Source organism: Algoriphagus oliviformis, from assembly GCF_017254915.1.
Lineage (GTDB): Bacteria > Bacteroidota > Bacteroidia > Cytophagales > Cyclobacteriaceae > Algoriphagus > Algoriphagus oliviformis.
Genome location: NZ_JAFKCT010000006.1, coordinates 260199 through 283411, shown reverse-complemented (window position 1 = coordinate 283411; position 23213 = coordinate 260199). Strand labels below are relative to the sequence as shown.

The following is a 23213-nucleotide window of genomic DNA, read 5'->3' as shown; positions in this document are numbered from 1 at the left end:
TTAATAGAACAGAAGCAAATCGGGCCGTGGACCACTGACTCGCTCCTGTGGCATTGCATGCGGGGTTTTGGGCAAAAAAAAGGAGGCTTTCGCCCCCTTCTGTCAGCTTAGGTGTTCCTTGAAAAATGCGATGGTCTTTTCCCAGGCCTTGGTCGCCGCCGCCTCGTCGTAGCGTGGGGTGGTGTTGTTGTGAAAGCCGTGGTTCACTCCCGGGTAGTTGATCATCTCGTAGGTTTTGTCGGATGCCTTCAGGGCCGCCTCATAGGCAGGCCAGCCTGCGTTGACCCGCTCGTCCAGCTCGCCGTAGATGATCAGGAGAGGGGCGTTGATTTTTGGGACATCTTCCACCGGCGGCTGTCCGCCATAGAAAGGGACCGCAGCTCCCAGATCGGACACGCGCACGGCCATCATGTTGGAGATCCAGCCACCAAAGCAGAATCCGACGACTCCCACGTTTCCATCGCAATCCGGATGGTTTTTTAGGTATTGATAGGCAGCGATGAAGTCCTCCAGCATTTCGTCCCGGTTGCGCTTAGCCTGCATTTCACGGCCTTGGTCGTCATTGCCGGGATAGCCACCCAGCGGTGTGAGTGCGTCCGGGGCGATGGAGATGAATCCGGCCACGGCACATCTTCTGCCCACGTCCTCGATGTAGGGGTTCAGTCCGCGGTTTTCATGGACCACCACGATGCCGGGAGACTTGCCTGCTTTTGCAGGTTTGGACAGCAGCCCTTTGATCTGGCCGCCTCCCTTGGGCGAGTCGTACATGACGTAGTCGGAGCTTTGCATGCGCCCGTCGTTGGGCTCCACGGTCCGTGTGTTGACGTAGTCGGGCATCATCGAGCTCATCAGGGCGGTCACGGTGATACCGCCCACGGCATAGGCGGAGAGCTTCTCGACAAAAGTCCTGCGGTCCAGCTTGTTGTGGCAATAGTAGTCATACAGGTCAAAAGCCTCCTGGGGGATGTCTTCCTTTCGTAGTTTTTCCATGGGTTTATGGTTTGGTTAGTGGGAATAAGTTATTCAAAAGAATCGGAAGATTGGAAGCAGGGGGGCAGGAAGTTGGGAAGTGGGAGGAATGATTGAAAAATTGGAAGATTTGAAAATTGGGGCTTAAGTTGAAAGGTGGTAAAGTGGGAAGGTGGTAAAGTTGGAAGGTTGGAAAGTGTCCGACGGGGAGGGGTTCGACATTCAGACTTGGGAGTTCGCTGTTTTTTTCTAATCGAAAAATTGCACGGCTGTCAAAACCTTCGAGGTTTGAAAAACCTCAAAGGTTCTCCAAAACGCGCGTAAATCTTGAATCAACAATCTAAAATCAAGACTCGCTTCGGTACTTCATCTGCAAGCCTTGGAGGAAGTTGCGAAGGACCTGGTCCTTGCATTGGCGGTATTGGTGTTGGTTGGGATTTCGGAAAAAAGCACTGAGCTCATGCTTGCTCAGCCGAAAGCCCCGCAGGCCAAAAATCTCCAGCATGTCCTCATCCTTCATGTTCAGGGCGATTTTCAGCTTTCGAAGCACGAGGTTGTTGCTCACGGACTTCTCCGCAACCGGCGTGGTGTCATCCTTTGGGCCACGCTTGAGGATGATCAATCCATTGAGGAAGGCTGCCAGCTCCTTGTCGTAGATGGCCTGAAATTCCTCGTCTTCCTCCCGCTTCAGCCAGTTGCTGACCTGTGCCCGATCCACGGTCAGACCTCCCTTTGCGAAGAGGTCAATCATCACAAAGTCATTGAAATCAAAGGTGTAGCGAAGGGTTCGGAGGACGTCGTTGTTGCTCATGCGGAAGGTTTTGGGGCAAAGATCGCATTTTTGGGCAAGCAGGGAAAACTGATTTGCCTTCCTGGCCACGGCTATCCCGTTTTTCCGAAGAAAAGGCAGCGTCCTTTGCATTTGGACAAGCCCCCGCGTGATGGAGGGTCGTGGATGATTGCGGCCTTTTTCCTTACTTAGAGACTTCAAAAGACCACGCAAACCCCATGAGATTAAAACTACTTCTTTTCGCAGTGCTCCTGTTCCAGGGGGCCGCCCCACTTTTTGCCCAGGAAAAATGGGACGTGAGCAAGGGCGGCAAAGGCGACAACCACCACTCTGTGGACCTCCAGACCAACGAGGGGACCTGGATGTCGCTCGATATCAGCCCTGATGGGAATACGATTGTGTTCGACCTGCTGGGTGACATCTACACCATGCCGGCCGCGGGCGGCAAGGCCACGGCTTTGCGTTTGGGTTTGGCAAACGACCTGCAGCCCCGTTTCAGTCCAGATGGCAAAAAGATCCTTTTCACCAGCGATGCCGGAGGAGGGGACAATATCTGGGTCATGAACGCCGACGGCTCCGAGCCCAAGCAGATCACCAAGGAGACTTTTCGCCTGCTCAACAATGGCGTCTGGTCGCCAGATGGGCAGTATATCATTGCCCGCAAGCACTTTTCCTCCAGCCGATCCCTGGGTGCGGGGGAGATCTGGATGTACCACATCACGGGAGGTGCTGGCTATCAGCTCACCAAGCGCAAAAATGACCAGCAGGACGTCAACGAGCCATCTGTCTCCCCCGACGGCAGGTATGTGTACTACTCCGAGGACGTGTATCCTGGGGGCTATTTTCAGTACAACAAAGACCCCAACAGCCAGATCTACGTGATCCGCCAATACGATCGGGAGAAAGGCGAGATCGAGACCATTGCCGGAGGTCCGGGAAGTGCATCCCGTCCGGTCATCTCCAAGGACGGCAAAAAGCTGGCGATGATCCGCCGGGTGCGTACCAAGACGGTGCTTTTCGTCAAAGACCTCGAGACCAAGGTGGAACTGCCCGTGTATGATCAGCTGGACAAAGACCAGCAGGAGGCTTGGGCGATCTTTGGCTCCTATCCCAACTTTGCCTGGCATCCGGATAATACCCATATCCTGGTTTGGGCAGGGGGAAAGATCAAGAAGGTCAACACCCAGACCTATGCGGTGTCAGAGATTCCTTTCGAAGTCAGCAGCAAGATCCAGGTAGCCGAGGTGGTGCGGTTTGAGAATCCTGCCTTCGAGGAAGAGTTTACGGCCAAAGCCGTACGCCAGGCGGTCACCTCTCCGGATGGAAAGTGGCTGGTGTTCAATGCCGCGGGACATCTCTGGAAAAAGTCCCTGCCAAATGGTGCGCCCGAGCGCCTGACCCAGCTTGCTGATTTGGAGTTCGAACCGGCTTTTTCGGCGGATGGCAGACAGCTCGCCTTTGTCACATGGAACGATGAGGAAAAGGGAGCGATTTATCTCTACAATTGGACTGTCAAAAACGCAGCTCCGAAGAAGATCACTTCCGACAAGGGGATCTTCCGCACCCCGTCGTTCAGCCCAGACGGAAGCAAGATCGTCTTCAAGCGCGATGGAGGGAATGGCCTGCAAGGCTCGACCTACACCGGGCAATCGGGAATCTATTGGATGCCGAGCCAAGGCGGAGCCGAGACCCTGATCACCGAGGGCGGGGATTTTCCGATGTTCAACCAAGCGGGTGACCGTATCTTTTTGCAGTCTGGTGGTTACTTCTTTGGTTCCAATACCAAAACGCTCAAGAGCATGGACCTGAGCGGTAACGACGAGCGCGTGTTGGTCTCCTCCAACTATGGCAACCGCATCCTGCCCAGCCCGGACGAAAACTGGATTGCCTTCATCAACCTGCACAAGGTGTACCTGGCTCCTTTCCCCAAGACTGGGCAAACCGTCGAGCTAGCGCCCACGGGTTCTTCCGTACCGGTCAGCCAGCTCACCCGTGATGCGGGGATCAATATCCATTGGTCGGCAGACTCCAAAAAGATCCACTGGACGCTGGGAGAGGAATATTTCACCAACGAGGTGGAAAAGCGTTTCACCTTCCTGCCCAATTCTCCTGACAGCCTACCGGCCATGGATACCACCGGGATCAAGATCAATCTGAAGATCAAGTCCGACGTACCGACCGGCAGGGTGGCCTTTACCGGCGCCCGCATCATCACCATGAATGGGGACGAAGTGATCGAAAACGGCACCATCCTAATCGAGGGAAATAAAATTCAGGCACTTGGAAGCAATGTGGAGATTCCGGCCAATACCAAGGTGATCGACGTAAAGGGCAAGACCATCATGCCTGGCCTGGTCGATGCCCATGCACACGCTGGGCAATCGTACTCGGGGCTGAGCGCTCAGAAGCACTGGCAATACTACGCCAATCTGGCCTTTGGCGTGACAACGACCCATGACCCGTCCAGCAACAGTGAGTTTGTGTTCAGCCAATCGGAAATGGTGAAAGCGGGTTACATGGTTGGGCCACGGATTTTCTCCACCGGCATCATCCTCTATGGAGCGGACGGAGACTTCAAGGCGGTCATCAACAACTTGGAAGACGCCCGCGCGGCGGTCCGAAGGACCAAGGCTTTCGGGGCTTTTTCGGTGAAAAGCTACAACCAGCCCAGAAGAGACCAGCGTCAGCAGGTGATCCAAGCGGCGCGGGAAAACGGCGTCATGGTCGTGCCCGAAGGCGGCTCCACCTACTTCCACAACATGTCCATGATCATGGACGGCCATACCACCATCGAGCACAATGTCCCCGTGGTGCCACTCTACAAAGACGTGCAGACGCTCTGGAGCAACAGCGGCACGGCTTACACCCCGACGCTGATCGTGAATTTCGGAGGACTTGCCGGAGAGTATTTTTGGTACCAAAAGGACAACGTTTGGGAAAACGAACACCTGCTGAAATACACCCCACGATCCATCATCGACAGCCGCTCGCGGCATCGTATCATGGTGCCGATGGAAGAATATGAAAACGGCCATATCCTCGTTTCCAAGTCGGCCAAGAAACTGTCCGATCTAGGAGTCTTGGTCAACACGGGAGCGCATGGCCAGATCCAAGGCCTGGGCATGCACTGGGAAACGTGGATGATGCACCAGGGCGGCATGAGCAATCTCGAATCCCTCAGGGCAGCAACCCTGAACGGCGCTAAAACGCTAGGTCTCGACCATCAGATCGGCAGCCTGGAAGTAGGGAAATTGGCCGACTTGATCGTGATCGATGGCAATCCCCTAGCGGACATCTACCAGTCCCAAAACGTCCAGTTCACCATGATCAATGGCCGCCTGTACGATACCGCGACGATGAACGAGGTAGGCAACCACGAACACGCGCGCACCGCATTCTGGTGGGAGCTCGCTCCGTACAACGATACCTTCAACTGGCATGAGGAAGGCGAGGCCTTCGGGTTGACCGTACCGCATTGCAGCTGCGGGAGGTGAGTTTGCAGTCGCAGTGGCCAGTAGGCAGAATGACTGAATTGGTTTCCTGATGAATGGTATCTGTATAATCGGTCGCTGCTTGCCTCAAATCGTCAAATAGAGAAAGTACGGTAAGATTTTGTCAGCCTAGCACTGACCATAGTTTGGATAGGTGCGGAGGGAGGATTTGCCCCTGTCTGCCGACAGGCAGGAGCGAGCCAGCGTTCGGCCTTGTGCGGAGGGAGCTTTGGCAAATCTTGACCTTTTGGTTCTTTTGGGTCAAGCCAAAAGAACAGATGAAAAATGAGCCTAAACATATTGGAACAGCATTCGAATGCCTAAAGGGTAAATTTTGATGTAAGTCGGAATAAAGCATCTGCAGACATTGGTGGCTTAGCTGATCCTTTCTTGAAAAAGACAAAGGCCGCTTCATGTCTATCGAAGCGGCCTTTTTGTGAAAATTAATTTCTGGTATACGTTTATTGCCCTAATGTCTCCCCATGCTGCGAGAGATCAAGGCCGATTTCCTCATACTCTTCCCGTACCCGTAGGGTAACAAACTTGTTGAGCACGAAAAAGATCGCGTAGGACATCACAAAGGAAAATACGACCACGCCCACCAGGACGACCATGTGCGAGGCAAAGATTCCCCAGCCGCCGTTTAGGAGGCTGGAGCCCTCTTTTCCCGCAAAAATCGCAGTCAGGATCATACCCATGATGCCGCCTATGCCATGGCAAGCGAGCACATCCAGCGTGTCGTCGGCCTTTTTGAGAAACTTGGCATGCATGGCCAGGTTGGAGGCAATCGCGCCAATCATTCCGAAGAAGAAACTTTGGGGAACGGTGATAAATCCGGCCGCCGGGGTGATGACCACCAGTCCGACTACCGCACCGATGCAGGCCTGGAGGGCGGAGATTTTTCTGCCCTGAATACGGTCAAACAACACCCAGGTCATCATCGCCGTGGCGGAGCAGATCGTGGTGGTGGCGAAAGCCAAAGCGGCGGTGCCGTTGGCAGCCAGAGATGAGCCGGCATTGAAGCCAAACCAACCAAACCACAGCATCCCGGTACCCAGGATCACATAGGTGATGTTGGAAGGGGCGTGGTGGGGATTTTTTCTTTTTCCCAGGAAAATAGCTCCCGCCAGCGAAGCCAAGCCAGCGCTGATGTGCACGACCGTGCCTCCGGCAAAGTCAAGCACGCCAAAGTACGCTCCGATCAGGCCGCTGGGATGCCAGACCATGTGGCAAAGCGGCGCGTAGACAAACACGCAGAAGATCCCGATGAAAAACAGGTAGCCGATGAAGCGTACCCGCTCGGCGAAAGATCCCGTGATGATCGCCGGGGTGATCACGGCAAACTTCATCTGGAAAAGGGCGAAAAGGATAAAGGGAAGCGAAGAGCCCAGGGTCAGGTGGGGCAACGCGCCCACTTGGTCAAAAAACATGTACTGGAAAGGATTGCCGATGAGGCCATACTTGGTGCCGTCGATGGTGATGCCGATCAGCGGGTCGCCAAAGGCCAGGCTAAAGCCGACTACGACCCAGAGCATGGTCACCACGCCCAGCGAGATAAAGCTTTGCAGCATGGTGGAGATGAGGTTTTTCTTTCCGACCATGCCCCCGTAAAACAGGGAAAGGCCCGGGGTCATCAGCAGCACCAGACAAGAGGCCGTCAGTAGCCAGGCGATGTCCGCAGAGACCAATTGGTCTTCGGTGCCGAAGTTTTCGGCGATGGGAGGACTTTGGGTCCAGAAAAGCCCCAGCACCGGGGCGGCGATCGTGATCAGGAAAGCGACTTTCCACTTGAATTTCATTCCGGTTTTTTCCATCTGGCTACAATAGGGTAATGGTGTTTTATTCTGTTTTGCTCCAAAAATACAGAATGAAAAATCAAACATTCTCTAAAAGTTGATCAAAAAAGTGGCTAGTCTGTTCTCGGTGTGGATTTGCAAAGTCTTCTTCGTATCTTTTTAGGGCCTTGCCGAGCTGGGTTCAGGCAGTTTTTTTAAACTTGGATTTTTGACCGCATTTGCTATGGTTTTCAGTCGATTGTGCCGCGTCGGAGTCTCGCTGGTCTCTGTTTTGAGCCTCTCCTTCGGGCTCTTGGGTTGTGTCAACCTGAAGGCCGTCCGGGATTTTTCCGGAAGCTCCCTGAGCGGGATAAAAAGTTTCGAGCAACTGGGCTACACTTTTGAGGACCACTGTGTGGACAGGTGTGCCTACGAGGCCATTCGGAAGTTTGAGTTTAACCGTGTGCTGGACTGCGACTGCGGGCTATACCTCGAGGCGGACAGCGTGATGGTGAGCATGTATCAGGTGGTGGGAGGCTATTTCGAGGCTTTGGGCCACCTCGCCCAAAATGAGCTGACCGAGTTCAGCACCGAGGGCTTGGTCACTTCCCTGACTGCCGAGGAACTCGGACCGCTGACGGTGGACGCAAACATGGCTGGGGCCTATTCGTCGATATCCAACCTCATGCTGAGAAGTACGACGGACTTTTACCGAAGAAGGAAAATAGCGGCCTACATCGAGGAGGCCAATGCGCCGCTGCAGGTGTTGCTGGAGGCATTTCAAAAGACTACGCGGGAAAACCTGAAAGGGGAGCTGCGCTTCAAGAAGGAGCGGCTGTACGCCTACTACATGGACATGAAAATGAACAACACGCTGCAGTCCGACTATGAGAAAGGCAAGGCGGCGACGGACTACTATCAGACGCTGGGTGAGATCGAGAAAAAGGAAAAGCAAATGGAGCTCTTCGCGGATGCGCTACTCGAGATCGCCAAGGGACACCAGGAGCTCTACGACAAGCGGGACAAGCTGGTGGCCAAAGACCTAGCCCTAGCCATGTTGGGCTATTCCGGCCAGGTCAAGATCTTGTTGTCTGAATTCAACAAACTTAAACCCTGAGCACTATGGCCAAGCTGACCTCCGAGCAAGCAAAGCGACTTTCCGATGACTTCTTTTTCCTGGGCATGGCCATCGGGGATTTCCGCTATGAAAACTGGGGCAAGCTCACCCTGGAGGAAAACAAGGAGCTGAGCGACATGCAGGCCGCCATACTCCGCTGCGGGGAAGACATCCTGGCCTACTCGACTACGCTGGTGATGGATGAGGTGGCTGAGTCCTTGGCCAAGATCAGCGCTGTCACCGCTGAGATCAGGAATACTATCAAGAAGCTGGAGACCGTCCAGAAGGGGCTGGACACCGCTTCGGCCATCCTCATCCTCGGCGCAGCCATCTTAAACAGGGATCCCATGGGGATAGGGAATTCGATCAAAGATCTGTTTACCGTGTGGAAAGGGCCGCTGGAATAGGAGTCCGACAAATTTGATTTTTTGGGCTCCTGGCCGAGAGATCGAGGCGTTTTTAGTTTGATGATATTCCGCCCGCGAGGCCTTTTTTGTGCCTGATGGCTTGCAAAGCTTGTGGTAAGATTCTAATTTAGAAAGCTTACTGCTCTCAATTTTTGAACTTTGCTGGAGTCCATTTTTGATATCAAACCTGGACTTTTGATTCGGTACTGGATATCCGCCCCTTTGTTGGAATGCCTGTTTTTGCGGTTTGGGCGATGACATTGTCCAGTTTCTTCTGATTTGGCTTTTAGTTGCTTTTCTTCAAAACGCTCCGGTTGGGCTTGCTTGATGGGTGGTTTTTGATCCAAGGCTTTTTGGAACTTTTGCTTTCAAGGATTTTTATATGCCCTTCCAGAAAATGATTTGTGGCCCCATCCTCCGTCGTGTGGAGAAGAGCAAGGTGTCGGTATGGGCGGCCTTCATGGCCAACAACCACCTCACCCTCAAAATATGGGAGGGAGACAACATCGAGCATTCCAGCGGCACGCTTTTCACGACAGGCAACACGCCCATAGCCGAGGGGGAAAGCCACACGCTCCAGTTTGGGACAAACCTGTGGATAGGGCTGGTGACCGTGGACATTCCCAGTCCCGGGCTCGACCCCACCAAGGTATACAGCTACAACATGGTGTACCATGAGATAGACGATCCCCAGGATTTTGACTTTTTGAAGGATAAGTTTCTCGAAGATGGCAAGACGGTGGGAGACAGACCCCAGCTTGCTTTGGGATACAAAAAAAACGTGTTGCCCTCTTTTTGCCTGCCCGGCGAAACCCCGGACAAACTCAACATCGTCCACGGCAGCTGTCGGAAAATGCACGGCCATGGCCAAGATGCCTTGGCACTGCTGGACTCCAAGATCAAAGACAACCGCCAAGATCCTCTCAAGCGTCCCCAGGCGCTCTTCCTGACGGGAGACCAGATCTATGCCGATGAAGTTCCTGGTTTTTTTCTCAGAAGTCTGGGGGCAATGGACGGCAGCTCGATTTTTGGCCCCAACATCGAGAAGATGAAAATCAACGCCGAAGGTGGTGCGGCGCCGGAGCATGAAGCTGATGTGGTGAACTATCCGCCTTTTTTTCGCCAGCGACTGGTCAACAAGTTTGCCGGATTCTCCAGCCAGGCGGCTGCCAACCATCTGCTGAGCTTTGAGGAATATGCCGGTACCTACCTGAAATACTGGAATATCCGATCCTGGAGCGGGGACATGATCTCGGAGATCAAGAAGATAGCTGACGCGAGCCCCGAGCAGCTTTCCGCCAAGCTGGACGAAGTCATTACCAAGTTTGTCGATGATCCCAGTCCGGCGGCGGACACCAACCTGGTCAATCTCATCAAGGCTAGTCGGCCTACCGATGCGTTTGTCTTTAGCGAGGACTCGATCACAAGGGCGCAATTCTCCGATTCCAATTCGGACAAGTTCAAAGCCTGGCTGAAGGAGACCAAGTTTACGCTGAAGCATGAACTGAAGGATATGGCTGCCTTTATGAAAAAGCTCCCCGAAGTCAGCCGTGTACTCGCCAACGTGCCCACCTACATGATCATGGATGACCACGAGGTGACCGACGACTGGGCCATTACTAAAAGATGGAACAACCAGGTGCTCTCCAAGCCCTTTGGGCGGGACATCATCCGAAACGCCATGATGGCCTATGCGGTCTTTCAGGACTGGGGAAATAGTCCAGAAGATTACAAGGAGGCGATTCCCATGATCTTTGACGACATGACTCCCAGTACCCACAAAAAGGCCCAGTTTCTCCTTTATACGGGAGAATATGCTTTTCGCTACGCAAACAACACCAAGCTCAATACGCTGAGGACGGATGTTTTGGAGAAAATGGAAAACCTCCTGGGCATGGGAAGCCAGCCTACCTCCCTACACTGGAACTATGGCCTGAAGCTGGGCACATCCCAAGCGATTGTCTTGGACACGCGCACCCAGCGCCACTACGAAAGCCTCAACACGGTGCCCGAGCTGATATCCGAAACCTCGCTTTCGAGCCAGACTCCAAGTACCCTGACTGACAACCCTCCCTTTGTATTCATCGTCTCCCCCTGTCCGGTATTGGGCCTGCCCAACTTTGAGGAGCTGGTGCAGCCGGCCGCCACTGCGGTGATCGCTTTGAAAGGGAAAAGCGACGCCAATCCCGGGATCATCGGAGGCAATCTGAATTTCGATTTTGAGGCATGGGGCTTTAGCATTCCTGGTTTTGAAAGGCTGATTGCCAGGCTAGACAGCTACAAAAGCGTGGTTTTGCTATCCGGAGATGTGCACTACGGCTGTACCACGGTGATGGACTATTGGAAAGGCAACGCCACCGCTCCCAGCAGCCGTATCGTCCAGCTGACCTCCAGCGCCCTCAAAAACGAATGGCTGCCCAATGTGCTAATCCTCAAAAGTGCTGTGGTCCAGAAAATCCTGACGGCCTTTGGGGATGGGCTGTCCAAGTTTGGGTGGAAAGACAAACTGGTCTCTGCCGGTGGGGACGTCACTGCCCGCAATAGGCAAAGACTCAGACAGACCACTGCTGCCATCCCCATCGAGGGCTGGACTCCCGGAGCGACGGTCAGTCCTGCGCCAGACTGGAGGTGGAAGGTGCGGGTGCTCAAGGACAAGGAAGGCCTGAAGGACGATCCTGTCGGTGCCACGGATATCGTCGTCGGAAATGCCACCTCCATGAAGGATGGCTATTTCAACGTAGTCTCCAGGCACCAAAAGGCCTACATGGAAGGCAAGTCCCCGAGGATCGCCTGGAACAGCAATGTGGGCTGGATCACTTTCACCGCTGATGGGGACAGCTGGAAGCTGAAGCATGAGCTGCTGGGGGCAAAGATGGTCTATGAGGTGCCATTGAAGACGCCCGTGGGAGAGCAGGCGAGGCCCGAGTTGCCGACCTAGCGGACAGGGGCCTGCCTCTGCGGGTGTATGAGTAGTCGAGAGTTGGATGAAAAAATGGGATTCCATGTAAACTGAATCAAGATGGCAGAAGACGATAGCCAGGATTTTTTCCAGAAAGTGCTCAAGCTTTTCTACGAGATCATCAAGCCCGGTCTGGATATTTTTTCGGATGACCAGGCCAGAAATGAGCTGCTGGGTTCGCTGGGGCTTCCCCCCACGGGTGCACCCAATATTCCCATAGGCACGAGTCTGGAAGAATACGTCAACAAGGCGGACGACGAGGTGCAGCCCTTCAAGCTGGCTGGCGCGATCGCCGACATGACGGCCATCGTGGTGGCCATCGAGGGGATCGTGAGGGCGGCGATTGCTGCCAGCGGAGGAGACGAAAAGCGTACCGCAAACGAGCTCGTCACCGCTATCCTGAACCTCTTCACACTCGAATACCTCAGAAGGCGCATGCCGGCTGTCCACTCCGTGATCAGCCTGCTCAATGCCCTCGACACCAAGATGGCCGCCGCAGGTGGCTCGTCCAACTTTATCGTGGATGACATCGGTGGGTTTTTGAAAAGCCTGGGCAAAGGGCTGGAGGATGAAGACTCCGCCGATGCGCTTTCCGACTCCCTGTTTTTGGCAATTGCCGGAGGACTGTTTTTGTTGGACCATTTCCTGAGAAAGGGAGGGGTAGAAGACCTCACCATCGGCTCCAACTACGGCTACGAAGGCGTCGAGACCAGCACCACGCCTATTGCCGACAGGATCTCGAATCGCACGTTCACCTACAGCGTGGACGCTCGGATAGCGGGCGAAGTTCCTTTGCAGCTCTACAATACCTTGCTTTTTGCCCCCAAGTCCCATGGTGGAGTAGCTTTCGTCACCAAGCTGCTGGGCAAAAGTGCCCGCACCTTCAACATTGGGGAAGGGGATAGGCATTCGGTAGGCTACGATGTGACTGGGGATGGCCTTTTTAGGATCGGCACCCTGCCTGAGGCAAAGGCCGGGAGTGCAAACAAGTTTATCGTATTCTACAGCTACAATACGCCCAATCCCACCAAGATCGCGCTGCTCGACAAGCCAGTCATCAAGTTTGCTTTTGGCACCGCGAAGATGGGGGTGATGGTGCAGCCCGACGATCTATTGGTCAAGGGAATTCTCAATATCCACTACGAAGTGGGCAAAGGAGGCCTGACGGGCTTTCCTTTTAGCTTGATTCCGGATCTGAATGACAAGTTTCCGTTGGGAATAGGCTATTCCCTCAAGCATGGCTTTATCGTCGACGGAAATGGCAACATCGGCATAGACGAAAAGAAAAAGCCGGAATCGGGTTCAGGGGGTGGTTCCTCTGCGCCTGCGTCGGGCGGAGACGCTTCTTCTACGCCCGCAGCGTCGGGAGGCGATGCCGAGCCATTGGCTAAAATCCTCACCACCCTCCTCAATGCGCTGAACATGCGCCTTCCCATCCACAAAAACCTCGGCGATATCGTTGGCCTGGAAGTGCTCACCATCAAGGTGAACGTGAGCGAAGACATGAACACCATTGAGCTGGAGGTTTCCCTGGACTTTTGGCTGAAATTTGGCCCTCCGGTCACCCTGACCATCAATCGGCTGGGGCTAAACCTACAGGCCAAAAAACTGGAAGGAAATGGGGGCGTGTTTGGCTATGACCTGATTCCCGCAATCAAGTGGCCCACCGGCGCCGGCATCCGCATCAACGCAGGCGTGGTCACAGGTGGGGGATTTTTGTACCTGGATCCGGACAAAGGGGAGTACTTCGGCGCGCTGGAGCTTTCCTTCAAAAACATGTTTGATCTCAAGGCGGTCGGGATCATCAATACCAAGATGCCCGACGGCAGCGAGGGCTTCTCCCTGCTGATCATCATCACCGCGGAGTTTTCCCCAGTGCAGCTGGGCTTTGGCTTTGCCCTGATCGGCGTCGGTGGCCTGCTGGGGATCAACAGACGGGCCGAAGTCGAGGCGCTGCGTGTGGGCTTGAAAACCAATGCGCTCAAAAGCATCCTCTTTCCCGAGGATGTCGTCGGCAACATCTCCCGCATCATCAGCGATATCAAGCAGATTTTTCCCATCAAGGAGGATACCTTCCTGATCGGTCTGATGGGCAAAATAGGCTGGGGTACCCCTACGCTGATTTCCGTGGAAATCGGGATTATCCTCGAGCTGCCGGAGCCAAAGATCATCATCATCGGCGTGGTCAAGATGGTACTGCCGACCGAAGAAACCGCACTGGTCAAGATCCAGGTCAATTTCCTCGGCGTGATCGACTTCCAAAACGGCTTTGTGTATTTCGAGGCCAGGCTCTTCGATTCCAAACTGGTGGGCTTTCCCCTCACGGGAAGTTTGGCGCTGGTGGTGGCATGGGGAGGCAGTGATGCCTTTGGACTCAGCATCGGTGGCTTTCACCCCGACTTCAAGGATTATCCCACGGTGCCGACCCTGCCTGGGGCCTTCCGGGACATGGATAGGATCAGCCTGCAGCTCTTGAGCGGGGACAATCCCAGACTGAGCGTCGAGTGCTACTTGGCCGTGACCTCCAACTCCGTGCAGTTTGGGGCCAAAGTAGAGCTGCTGGCCGAGGGTCCACTAGGATTTAACCTTTACGGGGCCCTGGCTTTGGACGTCCTGTTTATTTTTGATCCGTTCAGCTTCATCGTGCGGCTGGAAGCCACCTTGGCGATACGGCAGGGCACGAGTGTGCTGTTTGGCATCCACTTTATCGGGCGGCTTTCGGGGCCCACGCCATGGAACATTTCCGGGGAAGTGTCCTTTGGTTTGCTGTTTGTCACCGTCACGATCAGCTTTGACGAGACCTGGGGAGATCCCAAGCCCGATGTGGCGATCGAGACGGAAGACCTTCGCGCCTTGCTGACCGCAGAGCTTCAAAAGTCTGGCAACTGGCGGCCGATCATTCCGGAAAACAACCACCTCCATGTCAGTCTCAGGGCCATTCCGGAGGATCAGCAGGTGGATCTGCTGATTCAGCCATTCGGCTCGATCACTTTCAGCCAGAGGAGCCTTCCGCTGAACATGGACATCAAAAAGTACGGCAACCGTAAGCCTCTGAAGGCCGACGAAGCTAATTTCCGGATTTCTGAGGTGTCCATAGGTGCCGCTAAGCCCGCATTGACCCAGGCGAAGGAACTTTTTGCCATAGGCAACTATCAAGAGCTGTCAGAGGACGAGAAGCTTTCTCGCAAGTCCTTCGAACGGCTCGAGAGCGGCGTGACCATCAATGACACCGGAGAACTGCAGCTGGCAAAGGACGAGTTGGATTCAGTGGTTTTGGACTACGAGCTGGACTACACCTATGACGACGATCTCGCCCCTCCCCGCCGCTTCATGAAGATCCCGCTGGGTGGCTTTAAGCATCTGGTCAGGGGGGCTGGGGCATCCGGCTCCAAGCTTTCCTGGAAAAACGAGGCCGCCAAATCCCTGAATGCCCCGGAGAAGGTCGCCTTGCGCACCACGGGTTTTACCGTCGCTTCCAACGATGACCTCAAGGAACTCAATCCAACCTTCCGGGCGGAGAGCTATGCCGAAGCGCTGGAGAACCTGAAAAAGGCCAGCCAGAAAAACGGGGTAAAAGAGGCAAACTATCAAGTCGTAGGCATGCATGAGTTGGTTTAGGACAATAAAATGACAGCTATGAATTTTGGGCAATACAACTTCTTCTCTTGGTCCAGGCGCGGCATCTCGGCCAACGTCATCGAGAAAGACACCTTGGGGGCAAACCCCGGGGTGCAGGTCGAGCGTGCGCAGATCCCGGTGGATATCAAGCTGAACGGTACGATGGCCGTGCCGAGGATGAATTTCACCCTCCAGGGCCCCGGCGACATCACAGGCGTCAATGCGGACATGGTCGTGCGGACGGAGCCGAGAGACGGGATTTCCAATTTCGAGCCCAACTACCTAGCCTACATCGAATTTTACGATGAGGATTTTCCTTGGCGCTATACCCCCGCATCTGCTACGGATGAGGGAAGAAAGCTCAGGCCTTGGCTGAGTCTCATCGTTCTAAAAGAGACGGAGTTTGAGGATACCAAAAGACAGAAGCCGCTCCGTTCGATCAAGGTATTGGATGCCGCGGCGCTACAGCCTCACGGGGAAATCCACCTTTGGGCGCACATGCATGCCAACCTGCCCAAATCGGGAAATGTCTTTGAAAGCAATATCGCGGCATTTCGCCAGGGGGTGAAGACCGATCCGGATGGGGTCTACAGTCGGGTGATGTGCCCAAGAAAGCTGGAACCCAACGTGATGTATCATGCATTTCTTGTTCCGAGTTTCGAGACCGGGCGATTGGCAGGACTGGAGCGCGATCCGGCAGGTGTGATGGCCCAGCAGGCCGCTTGGGGTACGGGCTCGGATTTGGAGTTTCCCGTCTACTATAGATGGCATTTCCGTACCGGAGCCAACTTCGACTTTGAGTCTTTGGTGAAATTGATCGAGCCGCGTGTGATGGACGAGCGGGTGGGATCTAGGCCGATGGATTGCTCCGCTCCGGGATATTTTCGCGCGGACTCTACCGAGGAAATCCCCGCTCCCAGCCCAAAGACCGTTTTGCTGGAGGGGGCGGTAATGGCCCCGACGGCTGTTTCGACACAGATCCAGCCCAATGAATTTCAGACGGAACTGGGCAAGCTGCTCAACCTCAACCGTGGGCAGGTCGAAAACCCCGATGAAGACCCGATTGTGACGATGCCTTTCTACGGGATGTACCATGCGATGCGAAAGGATCTGAGCAAGCCGGGGGAAAAGGTGATTCCGACTTTTGATCCTGCGTCCGAAGTGTGGTACAACGACCTAAACCGTGACCCACGAACCCGCGTGCCGGCGGGATTTGGGGTGCAGGCCGTACAGGATGACCAAGAAAATCTGATGGATCAGGCCTGGAAGCAGCTAAACGACGTGTTGGAAGCCAACAGGAAGATGCAGATGGCGCAGCTCATGGCCCAGACCATGGAGCGCGCCTATATCAAAAACATTCTCCCCCAGCCCAAGGAAAACGTGCTTTCCTTCAGTAGAAATCTTTCCTCCAAGATCCTATCTGGGGGACTCACGGTGAAGAAAACCGTGAATCAGGGGAAAATTCCGGATGCGACCCTGATGGCGGGTTTTCAAAAAATCCTCCGGCCAAACACGTCTGTGGTGCGTGCCATCGAGAAGCAGGCCTCAGTGATGCCGTCTTTCTCCCTGCTTCTGCAAAAAACCAACGCCGTCGGAGGCTTGACTGCCGCATCGATCGACAAATTCATAGGACTCGCCTCCCTGAGTGGAATCAATGTGGTGGCGATTCCGCCCAAGCTGGAAAACTTGAAGGTGTGGAGTCTGCAGTCCAACTTGGACAAGGATGCCGTTTTCTTCCAGAAGGACTTTGCTGGGGGACTTCCGGAAGTCGCTGCTTGGGACAAGCTTCTCAACAAGGATGTGGTCAAGGCGGTGAACCAGCCCAAAGTCACCGTGCCCAAGGTGACCGGCCCGACAGCAATCAAGAAGACTACCCCTGTTTCGGCGATTAGGCTGGATTCCATTGTGCTCAAGGTAGATGCCGTCTCTGTGATCAAGCCTATCGACGTGGTGAAAGACACGGGCTTTGCAGCCCATACGGCCTACAAAAATGCCTTTGTGGACTACGATGTGGTGTTCAAGTTTAGGGACATACCGCCTGCGCCGCCCAGTGTTGATACCAATAAGCTGGCTATCGACAGCCTCCAGACCTTCAAGCCGCTGGCGGCATACAAGAAGCTTCTGGACTCGAGGATTTTCTGGGGCCCGGGTACGAAGAGGCCGAGCGTGGATCCGGACTTTCTTCCGGCGATGGCTTATCCTGATTTTCCGGCTCCTTCCTATAAGTTTTTGGTGGATCGGGACAAGGAGCTGCTCCTGCCCAATCTCCACCTGATCCAGCCCAATACGTTTTCGCTGTTGCGCACCAACCAGAAATTCATCGAGTCCTATCTGGTGGGCTTAAATTTTGAAATGGGCCGGGAGCTGCTGTGGAGGGAATACCCGACTGATATGCGGGGGAGCTATTTCCGGCAGTTTTGGGATGTGAAAGGCTTTGTGACACCGGACAGCAGTCCTACCGACTCGGAGTCGTTGAAGGACATCGCACCGATCCACAAGTGGCCCAAAGCGGCCAAGTTGGGAAGGAACAATGCCCGGGACAAGGAGGGTGATTCCGAGCAGCTCGTTTTTGTGATCCGGGGTGAGCTGCTCAAGAAGTTTCCCAACACGGTCGTCTATGCCCAGAAGGCATTCAAGAAAGACGGGAAATGGGTGATCACCCAAGATCTGGACGAGACGAAGTTTAAGAAGGAGGTGCGCTTCCCGATCTATCAGGCCGAGTTGCCACCGGACATCAAGCTTTTGGGCTTTGACCTGACCATCGAGGAGGCGGCGGGCATCACGGCGATGGCGGATTTTCCGGGGAACAAGGAGGGGTGGTTTTTTGTGATCGCCGAAGTGCCGGGAGAGCCTCGCTTTGGCATGGACATCAAGTTTGACCCCGTAGACCCGACCAAGTTTACCTGGAACGATCTCTCTTGGGAAAACTTCGGTGCCGAGGCCTTGCCATTTGCCAGCGGCAGCAAGCAGCCAAACAAAAAGGATCCGACGGCAGCCAAGGGTGTCTGGGGCAGAAGCTCCGCCGACATGGCCTCTATCCTGATCCAGCGCCCGGTGATGGTGGCTGTGCACGCCTCCGAGATGCTGGACAAGGAAATCAACGAGCAGAACCAAGGGGCAAAGGTCCGCACGAGCCTACTGCAGCACTATGGGGTGTACAAGAGGGATTTCTGGAAAAAGTAGAATGGGCAAACGGTAAACTTTTCGCTATGGCAACTTTCCTAGAGCAGATAAAAAAAATCAAGCAACTGCGCGAAACCTACAGCTCGGCTGAGAAATCAAGCTATTCGGATAAGCTGGAGATGGCCTCTAAGGCCAAGAAGGGGACTTCCGTGACCATGAGCAGCGCATCCAAGCAGAAAGAGCTGCTTTTCAGACAAACCGAAGTCTCCCTCAATGCCGCCATCACGGGCCTGCTGGCTGTGAACCATCGTACGCTCACCCGCGAACTCAGCGGGGACTTGCCCATAGTCATGCTGCCTGTGAGGATCGAGACACGGTTCGTCACTCCCGTGGGTGCGGCCCAGGAACTTTGGGTCAGGATCTTTCCAGACGACATCCACGCCGATACCCATGAGCCCTTGCTTGCGGAAAAGGAAGTGGAGGCAGGGGAGGAATACTGGGCCAAGAGGGCAGGTTTGCACAGTTTTCCTCCGGGAGAAGAGGCGGAGTCGAAGAAGAAACTGGCTTGGGAAAACCTCAAAGCCGTGTCCATCAGTCCCCAGCGCGCCATTTGGATAGCCAAGGCGACCCGGCCGCTCAATTGGCCCAAGACCGACAGCCCTCCGCCTGCCAACTTGGACTTTCCGAAGCATACCCAATTCAAGGAAAGCAGCTGGACGCGGGCCGCAAGGACGCAGGCTCTGCCGGACAGGTTTGTACTGACCATCTTTGCCCATGGCAAGGCCGTCCACGAGCAGGTGGGCGCAGTGATCCCTGATACGGTTTTCTTGGGGCCTGACCCCCTGGCCACCGAGCAGCCTTTTGCCAAAAAAGAGGATGAGATTGTCTTTCAGGAGGAAATCGCCTGGCTCCAGAGTTTTGACAAGGCAGTGGCAAAGGGGCTTGGGATGAAGGTGAAGCTCAGTCCAGCGATGCGGGTGGCGGACGGATCGATCGAGCGGATCACGGTTTTGGGCCTTCTTCACTCGGCGGATCCCGAGTCCGGCAAAAAGCTCGTTGAAGACCTTTTTGAGAATCACCACTACTCCTCCAAGGGCCTGTCTTTTTTGCCGCAAGGCACTCCCACCAACAACACCGAAACCGGCGCGTCAGGCTATTCCCGCAACGAGGACAACCTGTCCAAAGGGTACTATGAGGAACAGGCCGTGCCTGCCAATCCCCAGTCGGATTTGGACTTGTTTGCGCAAGGATTTGGGATAAACAGGGAGGTGCTCAAAGACCTCTCCCACGCGGCGCAGATGGACCATTTTGACAATCTGATGATGAATCGGGCACTGTACGCCGCCACCCTTGCCTATTACTTTGAGGAGCTCATGGAGCCGGCGATCAAGGAGGCCGACGCTGTCCAGATACGGAGCTTTTTCACCTCTTTTGTCACAGCCCGAGGTCCCTTGTCGGCAATTCGGGTAGGAGACCAGCCCTATGGGGTGCTGCTCACCAGTGACCTGTCCCGCTGGAATGAAGCCGCATCCGGAAAGTTTTTCATCGGCTTGGCGGAGGTGCTGAAGCGCCTGCAGTCGGTGTGGGACCAGCTTTCGGCCAAAGTGCCGCGCGTGGGGATGCCTGGGGACAGCTGGGAGATTCTGCTGAAAATACTGGGACTTCAGCCGGGCTCGGTGGCTTTTCGCCAGCGCCTGGGTAACCTCCCCGACTATAGTCTGGCTTCCCCGTTGGTGAACCAGTCCTTTTTCAATGTGGAGATCAAAAACCTCAACCAAAGGATAGTAGAGTTTCTTACTACGCTAGGGTTCAATCCCCTTGCCAAGGGCAATTTTTACCCCTTGATCTCCAACATGGTCTTTTACCAGTGGACCAATCCCATCGGCGCAGACAAGCTGATCTTGCCGGACGTGGCTGCCTCGGACGCGGAGTTTCTGCCCAAGCTGCCCAAGTCGGGACTGAACTACGCCGAGTATATGGGGACAAGGTGCACGCTCGCCGAGATCGAGACGGTGAATTTTGGAGGAGATAAGCCCCCACGGTCACTGCTGGCCCTGTTGATGCGCCATGCGCTTCTCTCGGAACTGAAGCAGGCGGGAACCAAAGCCTACCAAGCAAACAACCAGGTGATCAAGTCGGCCATGTTTGAAAAGAGTTTTTTCAACATGGACAAAAATAACCAGGACCTCACCAGCTTTGAACTGCTGAAGGGAGATCCCAAAAAAATCAATTCCAACGCCTTTGCCAACGTCAATACCAGCCTCGGCGACCATCTCCTCAATCCAAGGATCCGGCTGCCTTGGAATCCGAACATTGCCCCGATGCGGGCAGCGATGAACTATCTCGGAGGGCTTTCTACCAAAGCCTTGGAGCGAAATCTCGCGGACTTCGTGGACCTCTGCTCGTATCGGCTGGATGCCTGGCAGATGGGCTTGTTTACCAGGAGGCTCCAACAAAACAGGGCAAAAGCTCCAACGGGCGTCTATCTGGCCTCCTATGGCTGGGTGGAAAACCTCCGTCCGGAGCCCAAAAAAGTCTTGAACCAGCGCACCGTCCCCAAGGAGCTTTGGCCAAAAGACGGGACGCCTCCAATCAAGCTCAAGCAAAACGCGGGATTTTCACACGTCCCTTCCCTCAACCATGCGACGGCCGTCGGCCTGCTCTTGGCTGGCTATAAAAACCACGCCAGCCCCTCCAATCCCAGTCTTTTTGCCATGAACCTCTCCAGTGACCGAGCGAGACGGGCGATGGCGCTGTTTGAGGGGATACGCAATGGCCAAAGACTGGAGGTTTTGCTCGGATACGAGTTTGAGAGGGGGCTGCACGATGCCACTACCAGCAATCCCGCCCACAACCTGAATCGGTATATCCAGGCTTTTCGAAGCAAATACGAGATCGAAAACCTGTCGATCCCTCAGCAGGGAGCCACGGAGGCCCAGGAGACCATCGACAGCTACCCTGTGGTCAATGGGCTGAAAATCCTGAAGGCTTCAGATGCGGAGGTCAGCAGTTTGGTCACAGTGGCGGCGCATAGACCTTTGGTGCTCGCACTCAAAGCCCAGCTGGCAAATACCCTGGACGCGTGCAACGACCTTTTGGTCACCGAGGCGGCTTTTCAGATCACCCAGGGAAATAGAGACCGGACCTCCGGCGTGTTGAACTCGGCGCTGATGGCCGATACGCCTCCCGAGATACAGGTGCTGGATACGCCCAGATCGAGTCTGCTGACCTATACGCATAGAATCGCGGCGCATTTGGATGTCAAAAAGTTTTCCCCTCCGGGAAAGGGCTGGCCTGCCGACCCGAGTCCCCGAGCGGCATTCGAGCCGGGATTGAACCGATGGGTTGCCGAGCTGATCGGCGATCCCCGCAAGATCATGTGCCGTGTCACCTCGATCCCGGAGACGGGAGCCCGGTCCAAAACCGAACTGGTGTCCCTCGATGACCTAGGGCTCCAACCCATCGATCTGGTGTACTTGCTGTCCGAAGACCTCTCCGCTGGCGCCACGGAGCTGGAGAGCCGGATCGCCTCTTATTTTAGGAAATCTAAGAGGCTGGAAGCCTCCGTGCGTCTCCAGATCGAGTTTTCTCCCGAACTGCGTGCCTCTGCGATCAGTTTGGCTTCCGCTTTTCCCCTTTTGCGAAGCATCAAGATGAGCTTGGGCCAGAGCCGCGTGGCAGACGCGAGAGACTTTGCGAGCAGGGCAAAATCGGTGGTCAATTCGCTCGAGTTGACAGGGGTGGATTTTGAAGACTACAGGCAAAGAATAGAAGAAGGGCTGGGCTCGCTGCGAAGCATGGTGGAGGCATTTGGTGCCATGGTGCCAGGGCCGTCCTTGCCCAAAGACGAGACAAATCCTCCGAGCATGTCGGCGCTGTTTGGCCTGGCAGAGGCAAGTGTTGAGCCGTCCCAGCTCTATCAGGCAGTGGATCTTTCGCCGGAGACGCTGTCGGGGATCAGAGAGTTTCAGGAGTCCGCAAGCTTGTTTGGCGTGCAGCTGGCGTATCCTCAAAGCTTGGGGCCAGAGGTCGGTGAAAGCCAGGAGGACCTGCTGTCCAGGGTTGGAAACCTTTGGAAAGTAGTAAATGCCAAGATCGAGCTGGGTGCGGAAAGGCTCGCGAAGGCGGCAACAGAGACGGAGGTGATTCCTCGGTTGAAGTCGCTATCTGAGGCCGCAAAGGCCTTGTTAGGGGAGGACTTTTTGCCGATCCCCCGCTTCCTATACTCCAATGAGGACGTCATGAAAAAGACCCTGAAAGACGAAAAGCAGCTCCTGAAGTATATCAATGGGAAGACCGGGCTGAGTGGGGAGGTAAACAAGGAGTCTTGGCTGCAGTCGGTGGCGAGGGTGAGACCCGCGGTGGCGCGTTTTGAAACGCTGCGGTTTATGAGCGAGGCCTTGGGCAACGAAGCGATGGACCTTTCGCTGGCGCAGGTTCCTTTCCGTCCTGACGATAGCTGGCTCGGCTTTGAGTTTCCCAAAGAATACGCAGGCAAGCCATTCAATATCATGGAGGATACCGTTTCCCTTGCGTGCCTAGGGGCGCAGGCTGCGCAGACCAAGGACTTGCAGTCGGTGTTGATTTTGGATGAATGGACGGAAAAAATCCCCGTGGAAGAGGAGATCACCGGGCTTGCCTACCATTATAACCAGCCCAATGCAACGGCACCCCAAGCGGTGCTGCTGGCCGTGGAGCCTACGCAAAGTGGGAAATGGGACTGGGACGTGCTGCAGGGCGTGCTGAATGACACCATCCGGCGATCTCGGTCCCGGGCTGTGGAGCCGGATCAGCTGATGGAGCACGATGTGCTCAAGATCCTTCTTCCGATGACCATCGCTTCCTATGACGTCAAGGAAGCCAACGTGTCCTTGGACTACCTGACCCTGAATGACAAATTCATGCAGCTGGTCAAGTCCACCAATATGCAACTGTACACCAAGTGGGAAAAAAACTGACAAGAC

The 23213-nt window shown here is 54.9% G+C and carries 11 protein-coding genes; 7 read left to right on the top strand and 4 right to left on the bottom strand.

The annotated features are described in order from the left end of the window. Positions 1-102: 102 nt before the first annotated feature. Both J0A68_RS15325 and J0A68_RS15320 read right to left on the bottom strand, forming a co-directional pair. The gene (locus J0A68_RS15325; RefSeq protein WP_206579091.1) at positions 103-990 is read right to left on the bottom strand and encodes a dienelactone hydrolase family protein; all 888 of its coding nucleotides are present in this window, start codon (positions 988-990) and stop codon (positions 103-105) included. Between the two features lie 325 nt (positions 991-1315). Then, positions 1316-1780 (bottom strand): YehS family protein, encoded by a 465-nt coding sequence (locus J0A68_RS15320; RefSeq protein WP_206579090.1) that lies wholly within the window; start codon positions 1778-1780, stop codon positions 1316-1318. 197 nt (positions 1781-1977) lie between these two features. On the opposite strand from J0A68_RS15320, the gene J0A68_RS15315 reads away from it, so the two are divergent. Beyond that, complete coding sequence (locus J0A68_RS15315; RefSeq protein WP_206579089.1) at positions 1978-5253, top strand: amidohydrolase family protein; 3276 nt, start codon at positions 1978-1980, stop codon at positions 5251-5253. A 458-nt stretch (positions 5254-5711) separates the two neighbouring features. Here J0A68_RS15315 and J0A68_RS15310 read toward each other — a convergent pair whose 3' ends face one another. Beyond that, positions 5712-7049 carry an ammonium transporter gene (locus J0A68_RS15310; RefSeq protein ID WP_206579088.1) on the bottom strand — a complete coding sequence of 446 codons (1338 nt, stop codon included), beginning with the start codon at positions 7047-7049 and terminating at the stop codon, positions 5712-5714. A gap of 205 nt (positions 7050-7254) precedes the next feature. On the opposite strand from J0A68_RS15310, the gene J0A68_RS15305 reads away from it, so the two are divergent. Then, positions 7255-8142, top strand: coding sequence for a hypothetical protein (locus J0A68_RS15305; protein ID WP_206579087.1), 888 nt, complete (start codon positions 7255-7257; stop codon positions 8140-8142). A gap of 5 nt (positions 8143-8147) precedes the next feature. After that, positions 8148-8549, top strand: a complete 402-nt coding sequence (locus J0A68_RS15300; protein ID WP_206579086.1) for a hypothetical protein — start codon at positions 8148-8150, stop codon at positions 8547-8549. A 122-nt stretch (positions 8550-8671) separates the two neighbouring features. On the opposite strand, the gene J0A68_RS15295 is transcribed toward J0A68_RS15300, so the two are convergent. Continuing rightward, positions 8672-8896, bottom strand: coding sequence for a hypothetical protein (locus J0A68_RS15295; RefSeq protein ID WP_206579085.1), 225 nt, complete (start codon positions 8894-8896; stop codon positions 8672-8674). Between the two features lie 50 nt (positions 8897-8946). On the opposite strand from J0A68_RS15295, the gene J0A68_RS15290 reads away from it, so the two are divergent. The 4 genes from J0A68_RS15290 to J0A68_RS15275 all read left to right on the top strand — a co-directional run bounded on the left by J0A68_RS15290 (position 8947) and on the right by J0A68_RS15275 (position 23207). Continuing rightward, entirely contained in the window at positions 8947-11487 is a 2541-nt protein-coding gene (locus J0A68_RS15290; protein WP_206579084.1) for a metallophosphoesterase family protein, read from the top strand. An 81-nt stretch (positions 11488-11568) separates the two neighbouring features. Next, positions 11569-15126 (top strand): DUF6603 domain-containing protein, encoded by a 3558-nt coding sequence (locus J0A68_RS15285; protein ID WP_206579083.1) that lies wholly within the window; start codon positions 11569-11571, stop codon positions 15124-15126. Between the two features lie 18 nt (positions 15127-15144). Further along, positions 15145-18309 (top strand): hypothetical protein, encoded by a 3165-nt coding sequence (locus J0A68_RS15280; RefSeq protein WP_206579082.1) that lies wholly within the window; start codon positions 15145-15147, stop codon positions 18307-18309. Between the two features lie 26 nt (positions 18310-18335). Next, positions 18336-23207 carry a hypothetical protein gene (locus tag J0A68_RS15275; protein ID WP_206579081.1) on the top strand — a complete coding sequence of 1624 codons (4872 nt, stop codon included), beginning with the start codon at positions 18336-18338 and terminating at the stop codon, positions 23205-23207. Positions 23208-23213: the final 6 nt, after the last annotated feature.

What these genes read in the sequence shown, in the direction of transcription:
- J0A68_RS15325 (WP_206579091.1), bottom strand. Translation starts at nt 990, where the DNA reads ATGGAAAAACTACGAAAGGAAGACATCCCCCAGGAGGCTTTTGACCTG.
- J0A68_RS15320 (WP_206579090.1), bottom strand. Translation starts at nt 1,780, where the DNA reads ATGAGCAACAACGACGTCCTCCGAACCCTTCGCTACACCTTTGATTTC.
- J0A68_RS15315 (WP_206579089.1), top strand. Translation starts at nt 1,978, where the DNA reads ATGAGATTAAAACTACTTCTTTTCGCAGTGCTCCTGTTCCAGGGGGCC.
- J0A68_RS15310 (WP_206579088.1), bottom strand. Translation starts at nt 7,049, where the DNA reads ATGAAATTCAAGTGGAAAGTCGCTTTCCTGATCACGATCGCCGCCCCG.
- J0A68_RS15300 (WP_206579086.1), top strand. Translation starts at nt 8,148, where the DNA reads ATGGCCAAGCTGACCTCCGAGCAAGCAAAGCGACTTTCCGATGACTTC.
- J0A68_RS15290 (WP_206579084.1), top strand. Translation starts at nt 8,947, where the DNA reads ATGATTTGTGGCCCCATCCTCCGTCGTGTGGAGAAGAGCAAGGTGTCG.
- J0A68_RS15285 (WP_206579083.1), top strand. Translation starts at nt 11,569, where the DNA reads ATGGCAGAAGACGATAGCCAGGATTTTTTCCAGAAAGTGCTCAAGCTT.
- J0A68_RS15280 (WP_206579082.1), top strand. Translation starts at nt 15,145, where the DNA reads ATGAATTTTGGGCAATACAACTTCTTCTCTTGGTCCAGGCGCGGCATC.
- J0A68_RS15275 (WP_206579081.1), top strand. Translation starts at nt 18,336, where the DNA reads ATGGCAACTTTCCTAGAGCAGATAAAAAAAATCAAGCAACTGCGCGAA.